The 14563-nt window shown below is 64.3% G+C and carries 10 protein-coding genes and 3 pseudogenes; 10 read left to right on the forward strand and 3 right to left on the reverse strand.

What is annotated here, in order from left to right:
* Positions 1-75 precede the first annotated feature (75 nt).
* Positions 76-1008 (forward strand): DMT family transporter, encoded by a 933-nt coding sequence (locus tag ACQ86E_RS08645; RefSeq protein ID WP_431205038.1) that lies wholly within the window; start codon positions 76-78, stop codon positions 1006-1008.
* Positions 1009-1028: 20 nt separating this feature from the next.
* Here ACQ86E_RS08645 and ACQ86E_RS08650 read toward each other — a convergent pair whose 3' ends face one another.
* Positions 1029-1418 carry a DUF1330 domain-containing protein gene (locus ACQ86E_RS08650; protein WP_431206432.1) on the reverse strand — a complete coding sequence of 130 codons (390 nt, stop codon included), beginning with the start codon at positions 1416-1418 and terminating at the stop codon, positions 1029-1031.
* Between the two features lie 105 nt (positions 1419-1523).
* Between ACQ86E_RS08650 and ACQ86E_RS08655 the strand changes: the two genes are divergently transcribed.
* Together ACQ86E_RS08655 and ACQ86E_RS08660 are read left to right on the forward strand one after the other, a co-directional pair.
* A complete protein-coding gene (locus ACQ86E_RS08655) occupies positions 1524-2459 on the forward strand; it encodes a DMT family transporter (protein WP_431205039.1) in 936 nt (311 codons plus the stop codon).
* A gap of 89 nt (positions 2460-2548) precedes the next feature.
* On the forward strand, positions 2549-3526 hold the full coding sequence (locus ACQ86E_RS08660; protein WP_431205040.1) for a Bug family tripartite tricarboxylate transporter substrate binding protein: 978 nt from the start codon (positions 2549-2551) through the stop codon (positions 3524-3526).
* Positions 3527-3672: 146 nt separating this feature from the next.
* On the opposite strand, the pseudogene ACQ86E_RS08665 reads toward ACQ86E_RS08660, so the two are convergent.
* Positions 3673-5356 (reverse strand): annotated as a pseudogene (locus ACQ86E_RS08665) (methyl-accepting chemotaxis protein).
* 79 nt (positions 5357-5435) lie between these two features.
* Positions 5436-7121 (reverse strand): methyl-accepting chemotaxis protein, encoded by a 1686-nt coding sequence (locus ACQ86E_RS08670; RefSeq protein ID WP_431205041.1) that lies wholly within the window; start codon positions 7119-7121, stop codon positions 5436-5438.
* A 263-nt stretch (positions 7122-7384) separates the two neighbouring features.
* Here ACQ86E_RS08670 and ACQ86E_RS08675 point away from each other — a divergent pair, with 263 nt between their 5' ends.
* The 7 genes and pseudogenes from ACQ86E_RS08675 (at position 7385) to ACQ86E_RS08705 (ending at position 14482) form a co-directional block, all read left to right on the forward strand.
* Positions 7385-8428, forward strand: coding sequence for a C-terminal binding protein (locus tag ACQ86E_RS08675; protein ID WP_431205042.1), 1044 nt, complete (start codon positions 7385-7387; stop codon positions 8426-8428).
* Between the two features lie 99 nt (positions 8429-8527).
* Entirely contained in the window at positions 8528-9871 is a 1344-nt protein-coding gene (locus tag ACQ86E_RS08680; RefSeq protein ID WP_431205043.1) for an ABC transporter substrate-binding protein, read from the forward strand.
* Between the two features lie 139 nt (positions 9872-10010).
* A pseudogene (locus ACQ86E_RS08685) lies at positions 10011-10966 on the forward strand (carbohydrate ABC transporter permease).
* On the forward strand, positions 10959-11858 hold the full coding sequence (locus tag ACQ86E_RS08690; RefSeq protein ID WP_431205044.1) for a carbohydrate ABC transporter permease: 900 nt from the start codon (positions 10959-10961) through the stop codon (positions 11856-11858). Before ACQ86E_RS08685 ends, ACQ86E_RS08690 begins: the two are co-directional and overlap by 8 nt.
* 135 nt (positions 11859-11993) lie before the next feature.
* Complete coding sequence (locus ACQ86E_RS08695) at positions 11994-12962, forward strand: MBL fold metallo-hydrolase (RefSeq protein WP_431205045.1); 969 nt, start codon at positions 11994-11996, stop codon at positions 12960-12962.
* A 47-nt stretch (positions 12963-13009) separates the two neighbouring features.
* Complete coding sequence (locus ACQ86E_RS08700) at positions 13010-14014, forward strand: alpha/beta fold hydrolase (RefSeq protein WP_431205046.1); 1005 nt, start codon at positions 13010-13012, stop codon at positions 14012-14014.
* 19 nt (positions 14015-14033) lie between these two features.
* Positions 14034-14482, forward strand: a pseudogene (locus ACQ86E_RS08705) (DUF6130 family protein).
* The last annotated feature ends 81 nt before the right edge of the window (positions 14483-14563 follow it).

Below are 14563 nucleotides of genomic sequence, written 5' to 3' on the forward strand. Positions count from 1 at the left end.
CAGGCCGGGCGACGCGCCGGCCCGGACATCCGGGCCGGAAGCCTTGGCGCATGACGCGGGGCCAGAACAATCACAATGTCCGCCACCGGCCAGACCACGGGCACCGAAACATCCGGCCACGGCTGGATTGCCAACCAGCCTTATCTGCTTCTCAGCATCACCGCGCTGTGCTGGGCCGGCAATGCCATTGTCGGGCGGCTTGCCGCCGGCCACATCCCGCCGGTCACGCTGTCGTTCCTGCGCTGGACCTTCGCCTTCCTGCTGGTGCTGCCGTTCGCCTGGAAACATCTCGCCCAGGACTGGCCCGCGATCCGCAGCAGGCTCGGCCTGATGATCGTGCTGTCGATCACCGGCATCGGCGCCTTCAACACGCTGCAATACTGGGCGCTCGAGCATACGCAGGCGCTCAACACGCTGCTGCTGCAGTCGGCCGCGCCGCTGGTCGTGGCGCTGTGGTCCCTGGCCATCCTCGGCATCAGGCTCACGGCGGCGCAGGCCTTCGGCGTGGCGCTGTCGATGTGCGGCGTGCTGATCATCCTGCTGCATGGCGATCTCACCACGCTGTCGAACATCGACTTCAACAAGGGCGACCTCATCTTCATCGCCGCGCTGATCATCTTCGCGCTGTATTCGGTGCTGACCCTGAAGCGGCCGCCGATGCACGGCCTGTCGTTCCTCGCCTTCACCTTCGGCGCCGGCGCCGCCTGCCTGATCCCGCTGGAGATCTGGGAATTGTCGGCGCGCCCGCTGATGAAGCTCGACGGGCCGAACCTGCTGACGCTGTTCTACGTCGCCGTCTTTCCCTCGACGCTCGCCTATCTCTGCTTCAATCGCGGCGTGCGCCTGATCGGCGCCAACCGCGCCGCGCCGTTCTTCCACGTCGTGCCGGTATTCGGCTCGATCATGGCGATGGCGTTCCTGGGCGAGCACCCGCAGGCGTTCCACCTCATCGGTTTCGCGCTGGTGCTGTCGGGCGTGTTCGTGGCGTCGAGGAAGCAGACGGCGTAGCGCCGTCGTAGCTGACGTCCCTACTTCCTGCTGAACTTGCTGTAGGCCTCGCTGGTCGCGATGATGACGTGCTCGGCGCAGCCGTTGACGCGATGCGGGTCGGCCTCACGCTCGTAGGCCTCCGATGTCATCATGTCGAGAAAGGCCGCCAGCGACGGATAATGGACGAGTGCGACAAAGTCCCAGTCGTTGCCGTCGTGCGGGCCGAGCGCCACCGCCTTGGCCTCGCCGGTCCAGAGCAGCGTGCCGCCACGCGCCCTGATCATCGGCACCGTGATCGCGCTGTAACGAAGATAGGCGTCCCAGCCGGACCCGTCACCGTCGCGCGAGCGATCGTGGAAACGCATCAGGTTCAGCATCACCACCGGCGCTTGCCGGTCGAGCTGTTCCAGGCCCGCGATGTTCAACATATTGACCGCCAATGGCACCTCCTCAGGTCATGCTTGCATTGTAGCATTGCGACGGCGTGACTTGTGTCACGACCGCAATTTGGCGCAAAGTTGTACCCAACGCCAATGACGACCGCTTCGCCCGCGCCACCGGCCTCGAATCCCGCCAGCTGGCTCAACAATCAACCTTATTTGCTGCTCAGCCTGAGCTCGCTGTTCTGGGCCGGCAACATCGTGCTCGCGCGCCATGTCGGCGCGCACGTGCCGCCGCTGACGGTGACCACGATCCGCTGGTTCGGCGTGTTCCTGATCCTGCTGCCGTTCTCCTGGCCGCATCTGAAGCGTGACTGGCCCGCTTTGCGCAAGAGCCTGCCGCTGATGCTGTTCCTGTCGCTGGTGGGCTTTGCCTTCAACAACGCGATCTCGTACTGGGCACTGCAATACACCGAGGCGCTGAACGCCCTGCTGATCCAGTCGGCCGGTCCGCTGTTCGTGGCGCTGTGGTCGCTGGTGCTGTTCGGCGTGCGGCTGACCGGCGCGCAGCTTGCCGGCATCGCGATTTCGCTTCTCGGCGTGCTCGTCATCATCCTGCACGGCGATTTCGCGGCGCTCGCCAGCATCAGCTTCAACCGCGGCGACGTCATGTTCGCGTCCTCGCTGGTGGCGTTCGGGATCTACTCCGCCTTCATCCCGCGCCGGCCGAAGGTTCATCAGCTCTCCTTCCTGTCCTTCACCACCTGCTGCGGCGCGATGATGCTGCTGCCGACGGCGATCTGGGAAGCGTGGAGCGGCAGCGTCCTGCAATTCGACACCGTGACGCTGGCGACGCTCGGCTACATCCTGATCTTCCCTTCGACACTCGCCTATCTCTTCTTCAACCGCGGCGTGGCGCTGATCGGCCCGAACCGCGCCGCGCCGTTCTTCCATCTGGTGCCGGTGTTCGGCTCGGCGATGGCGATCCTGCTGCTCGGCGAGAAGCTGCAGCCGTTCCACCTGATCGGCTACGCGCTGGTGCTCGCCGGCGTCGTGATCGCGTCACGACAGGGCTCCGCGGTGAAGTAATTCCGCGACGCGGACGGCAAACTCCCGTCTTCCGATTTCAGCGAAGAGACGTTAGGTTCCCCGCCAACGAAAAGAGGGAACGTCCAAACATGCTGTCATCACTGATCCGAGTTCTGCGCACCGCCGGGGCGGCTACGTTGTGTCTGGCCGCCGCGACCAGCGCGCAGGCCGATAACTATCCCAGCAAAAACATCACGCTGGTGTTGCCGTTCGCGGCGGGCAGCGGCACCGACACCACCACGCGGCTGATCTCGCAGCATCTGTCGCAGGCGCTCGGGGTCGGCATCGTGATCGAGAACAAGGCGGGCGCCAACGGTATGATCGCCGCGACCTATGTCGCGCGCGCTGCGCCGGACGGCTACACGCTGCTGGTGACGACGAACACCACGCATTCGGCCAATCCCTATCTGCTCAAGAGCCTCGCCTACGACCCCGTCAAGGATTTCACCCCGATCGCCCGCACCGGCGATCTGCCCTTCATGCTGGTGGTCAACCCGGAAGTGCCGGCCAAGACCGTCGCCGAGCTGGTCGCCTATGGCAAAGCCAATCCGGGCAAGCTGAGCTACGCCTCGGGCTCGTCCTCGGCGATCGTGTCGGGCGCGACTTTTGCGCACAATGCCGGGCTCGACCTGCTGCACGTGCCCTATAAGAGCTCGCCGCCGGCGCTCAACGACGTCATGGGCGGCCGCGTCTCGATGATGTTCGTGGACATCCTGACCGGGCTTCCCCACGTCAACGGCAACGCGCTGCGCGCGCTCGCAGTCACGACCAAGGACCGCTCACCGCTGGTGCCGAACCTGCCCTCGATGCAGGAGGCCGGCGTGCCCGACTTCGACATCTCATCCTGGCAGGGTTATTTCGGCCCGGCCGGCATGCCCAGGGACATCGTGACGCGGCTCAACGCCGAGATCCGCAAGATCGTCGAGAAGCCCGAGATCAAGGCCAAGCTCGCTACCCTCGGCATGGACGCCTTCTCCGGCACGCCGGAACAGCTCGGCACCTTCGTGAACGAGCAGCTGGTGCTGTGGGAGAAGCTGATCACCAACGCGAAGATCGAGAAGCAGTAGGGCAGGCGCCCTCAGCACCCTCCGTCATGGCCGGGCTTGTCCCGGCCATCCACGCGCATCCGCGCATACGGTGCCCAGAAACGTGGATGCCCGGGACAAGCCCGGGCATGACGTCGTGGTTGATAGCAGCGTAAGCAGATTTGGCTTTACGCCGCGCGCACCTTGGCGAGGAAGCCGTCCACCGCGCTGCGCAGCGCGCCGGACTGGCTGTCCAGCTCGCGGGCGTTGGTGAGCACGTCGGTTGCCGCCGTGCCGGTCGCTTCCGCGGCCGACGTCACGCTGCCGATATTGGCGTTGATCTCGTTCGAGCCGGCCGCAACCGACTGGATGTTGCGGGCGATCTCGCGGGTGGCTTCCCCTGCTGCTCGATGGACGAGGAGATGCCGGCGGTGATCTCGCTCATCTCGGCGATGGTCTGGGTAATGCCGGCGATGGCCGCGACGGCGTCGCTGGTCGAGGTCTGCATCGCCGCGACCTGGGCGGATATCTCCTCGGTCGCCTTCGCGGTCTGGTTGGCGAGCGCCTTGACCTCGGAAGCCACGACCGCGAAGCCGCGGCCGGATTCACCGGCACGTGCCGCTTCGATGGTGGCATTGAGTGCGAGCAGATTGGTCTGCGCAGCGATCGAGTGGATCAGCTTGACGACCTCGCCGATCTTCTCCGCTCCGGTGGAGAGCTCCTGCACGGTGGCGTTGGTGCGCTCGGCGTCGTTGACGGCCCGGCTCGCCACTTCGGTCGAGCGCGTGACCTGACGGGAGATTTCCGTCACCGAGCTCGACAGCTCTTCGGCGGCGGCGGCAACCGTGCCGACGTTGCCGGAGGCCTTTGCGAGGCCGCGCCGACCGTGGCGGCGCGAGAGGACGCGTCGCTGGCAGTCGCGGTCATCGACTGCGCCGTGCTCTGCATGCCGGCCGCGGCCGAGGATACCGTGCGGACGATGCCGTTGACGCTGCGTTCGAAGTCGTTGGCGATCTCCTCCATCGTACTGCGACGTTCCGCCGCGGCGCGCTCCTTGGTGGCTGCTTCGGTCTGCTCGAGGTCACGGATGCGGACCGCGTTGTCCTTGAAGATCTGGACGGTCGAAGCCATCGCGCCGACCTCGTCGCCGCGGCCGACACCGGGGATGTCGCCCTCGAGCTTGCCGCCAGCAAGATCCTTCATGCGGGTGCCGAGCAGCGCGAGCGGACGGCTGATGCTGCGGCCAAGACCCCAGGCGACGCTGCCCGCGACGATGACGATGCCGAGCATGGCGAAGCCAAGCAGCCAGTAGACCGGACCCATCTTGGCGTCGATGTCGTCGATATAGCCGCCGGTGCCAAGATACATGTCCAGGCCAGGCACAGCCACCGCATAGCCGACCTTGCGGATCGGCGTTTCCTGGCCAGGCTTCATGAACTCGTAGAACAGCAGCAGCTCGCCGTTGGCCTTGACGCCCTCCATCCATTCCTTGGACAGATTGCGACCGTTGGTCAAATTGTTCATCCGGTTCTGGCCGACCTGCTTGGGGTCCGGCGAGAGCTGGGTGATGCCGTCATAACTGGTGCCGAACAGGTAGCCCGCGCCCTTGTCATAGGTCATGGCATTGCCGAGCAGACGAAACTCGGCCATCGCCGCGTCCTTCGTCATCTCGCCGGCATCGACCTTTTTCTTCAGGGCGAGCGCCATGTTGCGCGCAACCTCGACGACCGCCTTGGTCTGCTCGACGCGCGCATTCACCATCTCGCGCTTCATCAAATACCCGGCGAGAAGCCCGGAGATGCACAGGCCGACGAGGGTTACGCCGACAAGGATGCCGAGCTTGGGGGCGATCTTCATATTGCTCAACGTCACGATGCGTACCTCGAATAGCGGGGGACAGGTCGGCGGCGCTCACGCGCCCTTGCTCAGCTTACGAATTCAGCGCGAAGCCTTACGCCGCGCGCACCTTGGCGAGGAAGCCGTCCACCGCGCTGCGCAGCGCGCCGGACTGGCTGTCCAGCTCGCGGGCGTTGGTGAGCACGTCGGTTGCCGCCGTGCCGGTCGCTTCCGCGGCCGAGGTCACGCTGCCGATATTGGCGTTGATCTCGTTCGAGCCGGCCGCAACCGATTGAATGTTGCGGGCGATCTCGCGGGTGGCTTCGCCCTGCTGCTCGATGGACGAAGAGATGCCGGCGGTGATCTCGCTCATCTCGGCGATCGTCTGGGTGATGCCGCCGATCGCCGCGACCGCATCGCTGGTCGAGGTCTGCATTGCCGCCACCTGAGCCGAGATTTCCTCGGTGGCCTTCGCGGTCTGGTTGGCGAGCGCCTTGACCTCGGAAGCCACGACCGCGAAGCCGCGGCCGGATTCACCGGCACGTGCCGCTTCGATGGTGGCATTGAGCGCGAGCAGATTGGTCTGCGCCGCGATCGAGTGGATCAGCTTGACGACCTCGCCGATCTTCTCGGCGCCGGTGGAGAGCTCCTGCACGGTGGCGTTGGTGCGCTCGGCGTCGCTGACGGCGCGGCTCGCCACTTCGGTGGAACGCGTCACCTGACGGGAGATTTCAGTCACCGAGCTCGACAGCTCTTCGGCGGCGGCGGCAACCGTGCCGACATTGCCGGAGGCCTTCTGCGAGGCCGCACCGACGGTCGCCGCCCGCGAAGATGCTTCGCTGGCGGTCGCGGTCATCGACTGGGCCGTGGACTGCATGCCGGCGGCGGCCGAGGAGACCGAGCGGACGATGCCGTTGACGCTGCGTTCGAAGTCGTTGGCGATCTCCTCCATCGCACTGCGACGTTCGGCCGCGGCGCGGTCCTCGGCTGCCGCCTCGGTCTGTTCGAGGTCCCGGATACGAACCGCGTTGTCCTTGAAGATCTGAACGGTCGAAGCCATCGCGCCGACCTCGTCGCCGCGGCCGACACCGGGGATCTCGCCTTCGAGCTTGCCGTCGGCGAGCTCCTTCATGCGGGTGCCGAGCAGCGCGAGCGGACGGCTGATGCCGCGACCGATCAGCCAGGCAACGCTGCCGGCGACGATGACGATGCCGAACATGGCGAGGCCAAGCAGCCAGTAGATCGGGACCATCTTGGCGTCGATGTCGTCGAGATAGGCGCCGGTGCCGAGATACATGTCGAGACCGGGGACGGCGACGGCGTAGCCGATCTTGCGGATCAGTGCGGCCTGGCCCGGCTTGGCATATTCATAATACAGAAGGACCGAGCCGTTGGCCTTGACGCCGTCCATCAGCTCGACGGACAGCCTGCGGCCGTTGGTCAGAACGTCCATGCGGTTGGCGCCGATCTGCTTCGGATCGGGCGCGAGCTGGGTGATGCCATCATAGGATGTGCCGAACAGATAACCCGAACCGTTGTCATAGGTCATCGAATTGCCGTAGCGGCGAAGGTCGGCCATTGCCGCGTCCTTCGTCATCTCGCCGGCATCGATCCGCTTTTTGAGGGCGAGTGCATAGTTGCGGCCCATATCAACGATCGACTTGGCCTGGTCGATGCGCGCATTCACCATCTCGCGCTTCATCAAATACCCGGCGAGAACCCCGGAGATGCAGAGGCCGAACAGCGTGACGCCGACAAGGATGCCGAGCTTGGAGGCGATCTTCAGATTGCTCAATTTCACGGGGGAAGCTCCGGCAGTCAAAGGGATACGGGCACGCGAGTGAATCGATCGAAATTCATTCAACTTTTAGTGTGTGACCCCTTATCAACCTGTTACGGGCGGCTCCGTAGAAGCCCGGACAAACGACCGATAGGCTGGATAAATCGCCGCCGCGGCAACCGGCGATTGTACGCAACGGCTTCGATTTCGCGTAAAAGACGCAAAGGCCCGTTCGAGAAGGCCGGGTCACAACAAGAACCGACAAACCAAATCGGGAGCAGGACATGCCGAAATACAGGGTGGTGACGCCGAAGGGCGCGAGCTTCACGGTCGCGGGCAGCGACTATTCCTATGAGCGCGAAGCGCTCGATCCGATCGATGCCGAGATCATCGAGGCCCCCGCCAATGAGGCCGAATTCATCGCCGCCGCCAGGACTGCCGACGCCATCTACGCCAAGGGCATCCCCATCACCAAGTCGATCATCGACGCGCTGGACAATTGCAAGGTCATCACGCTCGGCTCTGTCGGCGTCGACAGCGTCGACGTCAAGGCCGCAACCGCCCGCGGCATTCCCGTCACCAACATCCCCGACACCTTCATCGAGGAGGTCGCCGACCATGCCATGATGCTGCTGCTGGCCGGCTTCCGCCGCCTGGTCGAGCAGGACCGCATGGCGCGCGACGGGCGCTGGGCCGAAGGCCGGCCGGCGCTGCTGAAGATCCCGCGGCTGATGGGCCAGACGCTTGGCTTCATCTCGTTCGGCCGCGTGGCGCGTGCAGTTGCGAAGCGCGCCGCGCCGTTCGGCCTGCGCATGATGGCCTACGATCCCTTCATCCAGGAAACGCTGATGTGGGACCACGGCGTGATCCCGGCGACGCTGAACGAGGTGCTGTCGCAGTCGGACTTCGTCTCGATGCACGCCCCTGCCCGGCCAGAAGTGCATCACATGCTGACCGAGAAGCATTTTCGGCAGATGAAGAAGGGCTCGGTGTTCATCAACACGGGCCGCGGCGCCGCCGTGGACGAGGAAAGCCTGGTCAAGGCGCTTCAGGAAGGCTGGATCGCCCACGCCGCCCTCGATGTGCTGGAGAAGGAGCCGCCCTCCCACAACAATCCCATCCTCCGCATGGAGAACGTGACCCTCACGGCCCATGTCGCCTCGGCCTCGGCACGGTTTGACGAGGCGCGCAAGCGCCGGGTGGGCTACGAATTGTCACTGGTGCTGCAGGGCATGTGGCCGGTAAGCTGCGTCAATCCGTCGGTGCTGCAGAGCACCGCGCTCCGCCGCTGGCAGCCCGTCAGCATGGACCGCGGGCCGAACAGCTGAGGCGGGCGGCGCACAACGCGCCGGACACCGGGCAAGAGACTGAAACGGCCCTTCACCGGCGATCAACGCCGGGAGGGGAAACATCATAGGGAGGAACTGATGAGGAACGACATCACACGTCGTGATGCCTTGGCGCTGGGCCTGTCCGCTGCCGCGATCGCGGCAACCGGTGCTCCGGCCAACGCCCAATCCGCGATCAAGGCGGCGGACGTCCCCGCCCCGAAATTGGCGATCGAGAAGGGCGCGACCCTGCGCATGCTTCGGCCGGTCCGCTTCGTTCAGGCCGACGAAGACGTGTTCCGTGCCAATGCGGCCAAGTTCACCAAGGAGACCGGAGTCGAGGTCAAGGTCGATTTCGTCGGCTGGGAGGACATCAACCAGCAGACCGCGGTGACCGCCAATTCCGGCGCCGGCCCCGACATCATCATCGGCTTCTCCGATGCACCGCACATCTACATCGACAAGCTGATCGAGCTGACCGACGTCGCCGACTATGTCGGCAAGCGCTACGGCGGCTGGCTGCCGCTGGCGCAGCGCTACGGCAAGAAGAACAAGAGCGACGCCTGGATCGGACTGCCGTTCGGCGCCACCGCGGGTCCCCTGATCTACCGCAAGTCGATCCTGAAATCGGTCGGCTTCGACAAGGTGCCGGAAGACCATGCCGGCATTCTCGACCTGTGTCAGAAGCTCCAGAAGGCCGGCAAGCCGGCGGGCTTCGCGCTCGGCAACGCCAAGGGCGACGGCAACGGCTTCGCAAGCTGGGCGCTGTGGTCGCACAACGGGTCCGTGCTCAACGAAGAGGGCGACGTCGTCATCAACAGCAAGGAGACGATCGCGGCGCTGAACTGGGTCAAGCAGCTCTATCCGACCTTCATCGCCGGCACGACGTCGTGGAATGACGTCAGCAACAATCGCGCCTATGCCGCGCAGGAGATCGCGCTGACCGCCAACGGCGTCTCGCTGTACTTCTCGCTGAAGAACGACCCCGCGACCAAGGCGATCGCCGAGGACAGCGAACATCAGCTGCTGCCGAAGGGCGTAGCCAAGGTCTCGCCGATGGCGGGCCTGACGCTGAACGCCATGGTGTTCAAGCACAGCCAGTACCCCAACGCCGCCAAGGCCTTCCTGCAATACATGCTGGAGAAGGACCAGTACGAGCCGTGGCTCAACGCCAATTCCGGCTACTGGTCCCAGCCGCTGGCAGCCTATGCCGAGGCCGCGGTGTGGTCGCAGGATCCCAAGGTGGCGCTGTTCAAGGACACGATGAAGAGCACCTATTATGACGGCTATGCAGGTCCGATCTCGACGGCGACCGGCGCCGTCAGCGCCGACTATGTGCTGATTCAGATGTTCGCCTCCGTCGCAACCGGCGCCGCCACGCCGGAGGCCGCGGCTGCGGAGGCCGAGCAGCGCTGCAAGCGGTACTTCCGCAGGCAGAGGTAACGGCGAACGAAAAAGCGGCCGTCATTGCGAGGAGTGAAACGACGAAGCAATCCAGACTGTGGCTGCACAGACAGACTGGATTGCTTCGCTTCGCTCGCAATGACGGCGTGTTGATCTTCAACGACAGGACAACGATCCGATGTCCGTGACCACGCTTCCTCCTCTTGCACTGGCTCACCGGCAGCCTTCCTGGCTGGTGCGCCTGTTCGACTACAAGCCGTTCCTGATCGTGATGTGCCTCGCACCCGCGGTCGGGCTGCTCGCGGTGTTCCTGACCTATCCGCTCGGCCTCGGCATCTGGCTCGCCTTCACCGACACCACGATCGGCAGAAAAGGCGTGTTCGTCGGCTTCGAGAACTTCCAGTACCTGCTAACCGATTCGCTGTGGTGGAACGCCGTGTTCTACAGCGTGCTCTATACGGGGATCGCGACGTTCGGGAAGTTCGCGCTCGGCTTCTGGCTTGCGCTGCTGCTCAACAACCATTTCCCGTTCAAGAGCCTGCTGCGGGCGATCATCCTGCTGCCCTGGATCGTCCCGACGGTGCTCTCGGCGCTGGCGTTCTGGTGGATCTACGATCCGCAATTCTCGATCATCTCCTATCTGCTGGTCGACGTGCTGCACTGGCGGTCGACCAACATCGACTTCCTCGGCTCGCCCTGGCCGGCGCGTTTCTCGCTCATCGCCGCCAATATCTGGCGCGGCATTCCCTTCGTGGCGATCTCGCTGCTGGCGGGCCTGCAGACCATCTCGCCCTCGCTCTACGAGGCCGCGATGCTCGACGGCGCCAGTGCCTGGCAGCGCTTCCGCTACATCACCTTCCCGATGATGATGCCGATCCTCGCCATCGTCATGACCTTCTCGATCATCTTCACCTTCACCGACTTCCAGCTCGTCTACGCCATCACGCGCGGCGGCCCGGCAATTCGACCCATTTGCTGGCGACGCTGGCGTTCCAGCGCGGCATCGCCGGCGGCGAACTCGGCGAAGGCGCCGCGATCGCGGTGTCGATGATCCCGTTCCTGGTGTTCGCGACGCTGTTTTCCTACTTCGGCCTGGCGCGCCGCAAATGGCAGCAGGGAGAGAGCAATGACTGACACCGTCGCGCAACCATCCGTCGCCGACACCAAGGCCGCGCCCGACACCATGGCCTGGGATTCCGGGCTGCGGCGGCTGATGATGATCTACCTGCCGCTCGGCTGCTTCGTGCTGATCCTGCTGTTTCCGTTCTACTGGATGGCGATCACCTCGTTCAAGCCGAACGCCGAGCTGATGAACTACAAGGAGCACAATCCGTTCTGGATCACCTCGCCGACGCTGGCGCACATCAAGCACCTGCTGTTCAACACCGCCTATCCGCGCTGGCTGTGGACGACCATGCTGGTCGCGATCGGCTCGACCACGCTGTCGTTGATCGCGAGCACGCTGGCTGCCTACGCGATCGAGCGCCTGCGCTTCCGCGGCAGCCCCTATGTCGGCCTCGGCATCTACATGGCCTACCTCGTGCCGCCGTCGATCCTGTTCATCCCGCTCGCCACCGTCGTGGTGCAGTTCGGCCTGTTCGACTCGCCGATGGCGCTGATCCTGGTCTATCCGACCTTCCTGGTGCCGTTCTGCACCTGGCTCCTGATCGGCTACTTCAAATCGATCCCCTACGAGCTCGAGGAATGCGCGCTGGTCGACGGCGCGACGCGGCTGCAGATCCTGCGGCGGATCACGCTGCCGCTCGCGGTGCCCGGGCTGATCTCGGCCGGCATCTTCTCCTTCACGCTCTCCTGGAACGAGTTCATCTACGCGCTCGCCTTCATCCAGAGCGGCGCCAACAAGACCGTGCCGGTCGCGATCCTGACCGAGCTCGTCACCGGCGACGTCTATCAGTGGGGAGCGCTGATGGCAGGCTCGCTGCTCGGCTCGCTGCCCGTCGCGGTGTTCTACTCGCTGTTCGTGGACTATTACGTGTCCTCGCTCACCGGTGCGGTGAAGGAATAGCCGGCGGCTGCGCGCGCGGCGCAGTCGATCGTGCTATCGTGATAGACCGCTGACGCTTTCCGACCCACCTTGCCGATCAGACGGCGGGGTTTTTCCTTGGCGCCGTCAATCATCGCTCAACAAGGCGAGAGTTGCATGGAAACGCCAAGACCTCATTTGTCCAGACGCAGTTTTTGCTTGTGCTGCGTCGGCGGCGCGGCGCTTGCCGCCGGTACGGGATGGCTTTCTCCGAGGCAAGCCTATGCCGAAGCGCGAGGCATCGTCAGCTTGATCAAGGACAGCGCGGCGACGTCGCCCATCACGACGTACAAGCTGCGCGGCAATATCACCGTGCTCGAAGGCTCCGGCGGCAGCATCGCCGTTCTCACCGGGCCCGACGGCAAGGTGCTGATCGATGCGGGCATCCGCGTCTCGCGTCCCCAGCTCACCAAGGCGCTGGCTGATCTCGGCGCCGATCCCGTCACCCATCTCGTCAACACCCATTGGCACTTCGACCACGCCGACGGCAACGAGTGGCTGCATTCAACCGGCGCCAGAATCATTGCCCACGAAAACACCCGAAAGCACCTCGCCGAAATCCAGCGTGTCGAGGACTGGGACTACAATTTCCTTCCGCTCGGCGCGGGCGGAATCCCGAGTGAAGTCTTTGCGAGCAACCACACGCTCAAGCTCAACGGCACCTCGATTGGTCTGAAATACCACGGGCCCGCGCACACCGACAGCGACATCTCCGTCACCTTCCCGGACGCCAACATCGTTCACGTCGCCGATATGTTCTGGAACGGCATCTATCCGTTCATCGACTATTCGACCGGCGGCAGCATCGACGGGATGATCGCTGCATGCGACGCCAGTCTCATGGCGATAGACAAGGACACGATCGTCATCGCCGGGCACGGCAAGCCGGTCGGCAACAAAGCCGAGTTCCAGGCCTTCCGCGACATGCTCGTCGGTTGCCGCGACAGCGTCGCCCGGCTCAAGAAGCAGGGACGAACGCGGGACGAAACCGTCGCGGCGAAACCGACCGCGGCGTTCGACGCGATATGGGGGCAGTTCGTGATCGATCCCGGCTTCTTCACCCGGCTGGTCTACCAGGGCGTTTGAAAAGCGCGCTGAGTCAACGAACCGAAAATCTTGACAAGGACATCGACATGAAAACCACAGAGATCGTGGCCAAGCCAGCGCTCCTCGATCGTCGCCGTCTCGTTCTGGGATTGTCCGGAGCAGCTGTCGCCGCTGCCTCGACTGCAGCATCCGCGAAGCCGGAGCGTGACGGGCACACCGCCAGCGCCTATCCGGTCACCTATTATCGAACCGCAACGGTCGACGGCATCAAGATCTTCTACCGCGAAGCTGGTCCGAAAGATGCGCCGGTGCTGTTGTTGCTGCACGGCTTTCCGACCTCCTCGCACATGTTTCGCAACCTGATCCCGGCACTCGCGGACCGCTACCACGTGATCGCTCCCGATTATCCCGGTTACGGCCAGAGCGACATGCCGCCACGCGCATCGTTCAAATACACGTTCGACCGCTTCGGCGAGCTCGTCGGCGGCCTGCTCGACCAGATCGGGGTCAAGCGCTATGCGATGTATGTGATGGATTACGGCGCGCCCGTGGGCTGGCGGCTGGCGCTCAAAAATCCGGAGCGCATCAGTGGCCTCATCGTCCAGAACGGCAACGCTTATGACGAGGGGTTGAAGGCGTTCTGGGATCCGATCAAGCAATACTGGGCCGACGGATCTGACGCCAGCCGACAGGCGTTGATGAAGCTGGTCACGCTGGAGACGACGAAATTCCAGTACACGGACGGCATGTCCGACGTGAGCCGCATCTCACCCGACAACTGGGTGCATGACCAGGCGCTGCTCGACCGCCCCGGCAACAGCGACATCCAGCTCGACATGCTCTACGACTACCGAACCAATCTGCCGCTGTATCCCGCGGTGCAGGCCTACTTCCGCAAGCACCAGCCGCCGACATTGATCGTCTGGGGCAAGAACGATGTCATCTTCCCCGCCGACGGCGCCCATCCCTACAAGCGTGATCTGCCGCAGGTGGAGTTTCACCTGGTCAACTCAGGCCATTTCCTGCTTGAGGACAGGTTCGACGAGGTCACTCCCCTGATCCGCGACTTCCTCGCCCGCAAGATTGCCTGATGGCTCCGAGAGAACGATCATGAGTGTCGCCCTCGACATCATGGCCGCTGTGGCGGCCTCCACACTTTTGCATCGGCGGCCATCGCCCAGAGCGCCCGCGACGTGCGCGGGCCCTCTGCGCTGGTTGCGATTGAAAATCAGGCGCCTGCCCGCCTGATCGTGGATCCACCGCTGGCCGAACAACTGGCGCACGGGCTCGTCTTCATCCAGTACGCCACGGAGAATCTCCGTGTCGTGCCGGTATTCGGCAAGGGCGCGCTCGACGTGTCGCCGCGTATCGGCCATCTCCATGTCACGGTGGACGATGCGCCCTGGCATTTTGTCGATGCCAGCGGCGAGACCGTGATCGTGGTCGGACTGCCCCCGGGGCGGCACAAGGTTCTTATGGAATTGGCCGATCCCACGCACCATGTGATCGACAGCAAGACCGTCAGTTTCGAGATACCGATCCCTGCGCCAAGAAAATAGGCGGCTGCGGCCTTTGGTCCGGCTTCACAAAACTGCAACGAGCCGTCCGCATAAGACGATCTCCGCTCACAGGAGACGCCC

This window comes from Bradyrhizobium betae (assembly GCF_050632175.1).
GTDB classification, from domain to species: Bacteria; Pseudomonadota; Alphaproteobacteria; order Rhizobiales; family Xanthobacteraceae; genus Bradyrhizobium; species Bradyrhizobium betae_B.

Bases quoted from the DNA above. Each gene is read 5' to 3' on its own strand.
- ACQ86E_RS08655 (WP_431205039.1), top strand. From the start codon at position 1,524: ATGACGACCGCTTCGCCCGCGCCACCGGCCTCGAATCCCGCCAGCTGG.
- ACQ86E_RS08650 (WP_431206432.1), bottom strand. From the start codon at position 1,418: ATGTTGAACATCGCGGGCCTGGAACAGCTCGACCGGCAAGCGCCGGTG.
- ACQ86E_RS08675 (WP_431205042.1), top strand. From the start codon at position 7,385: ATGCCGAAATACAGGGTGGTGACGCCGAAGGGCGCGAGCTTCACGGTC.
- ACQ86E_RS08695 (WP_431205045.1), top strand. From the start codon at position 11,994: ATGGAAACGCCAAGACCTCATTTGTCCAGACGCAGTTTTTGCTTGTGC.
- ACQ86E_RS08700 (WP_431205046.1), top strand. From the start codon at position 13,010: ATGAAAACCACAGAGATCGTGGCCAAGCCAGCGCTCCTCGATCGTCGC.
- ACQ86E_RS08690 (WP_431205044.1), top strand. From the start codon at position 10,959: ATGACTGACACCGTCGCGCAACCATCCGTCGCCGACACCAAGGCCGCG.
- ACQ86E_RS08645 (WP_431205038.1), top strand. From the start codon at position 76: ATGTCCGCCACCGGCCAGACCACGGGCACCGAAACATCCGGCCACGGC.
- ACQ86E_RS08660 (WP_431205040.1), top strand. From the start codon at position 2,549: ATGCTGTCATCACTGATCCGAGTTCTGCGCACCGCCGGGGCGGCTACG.
- ACQ86E_RS08680 (WP_431205043.1), top strand. From the start codon at position 8,528: ATGAGGAACGACATCACACGTCGTGATGCCTTGGCGCTGGGCCTGTCC.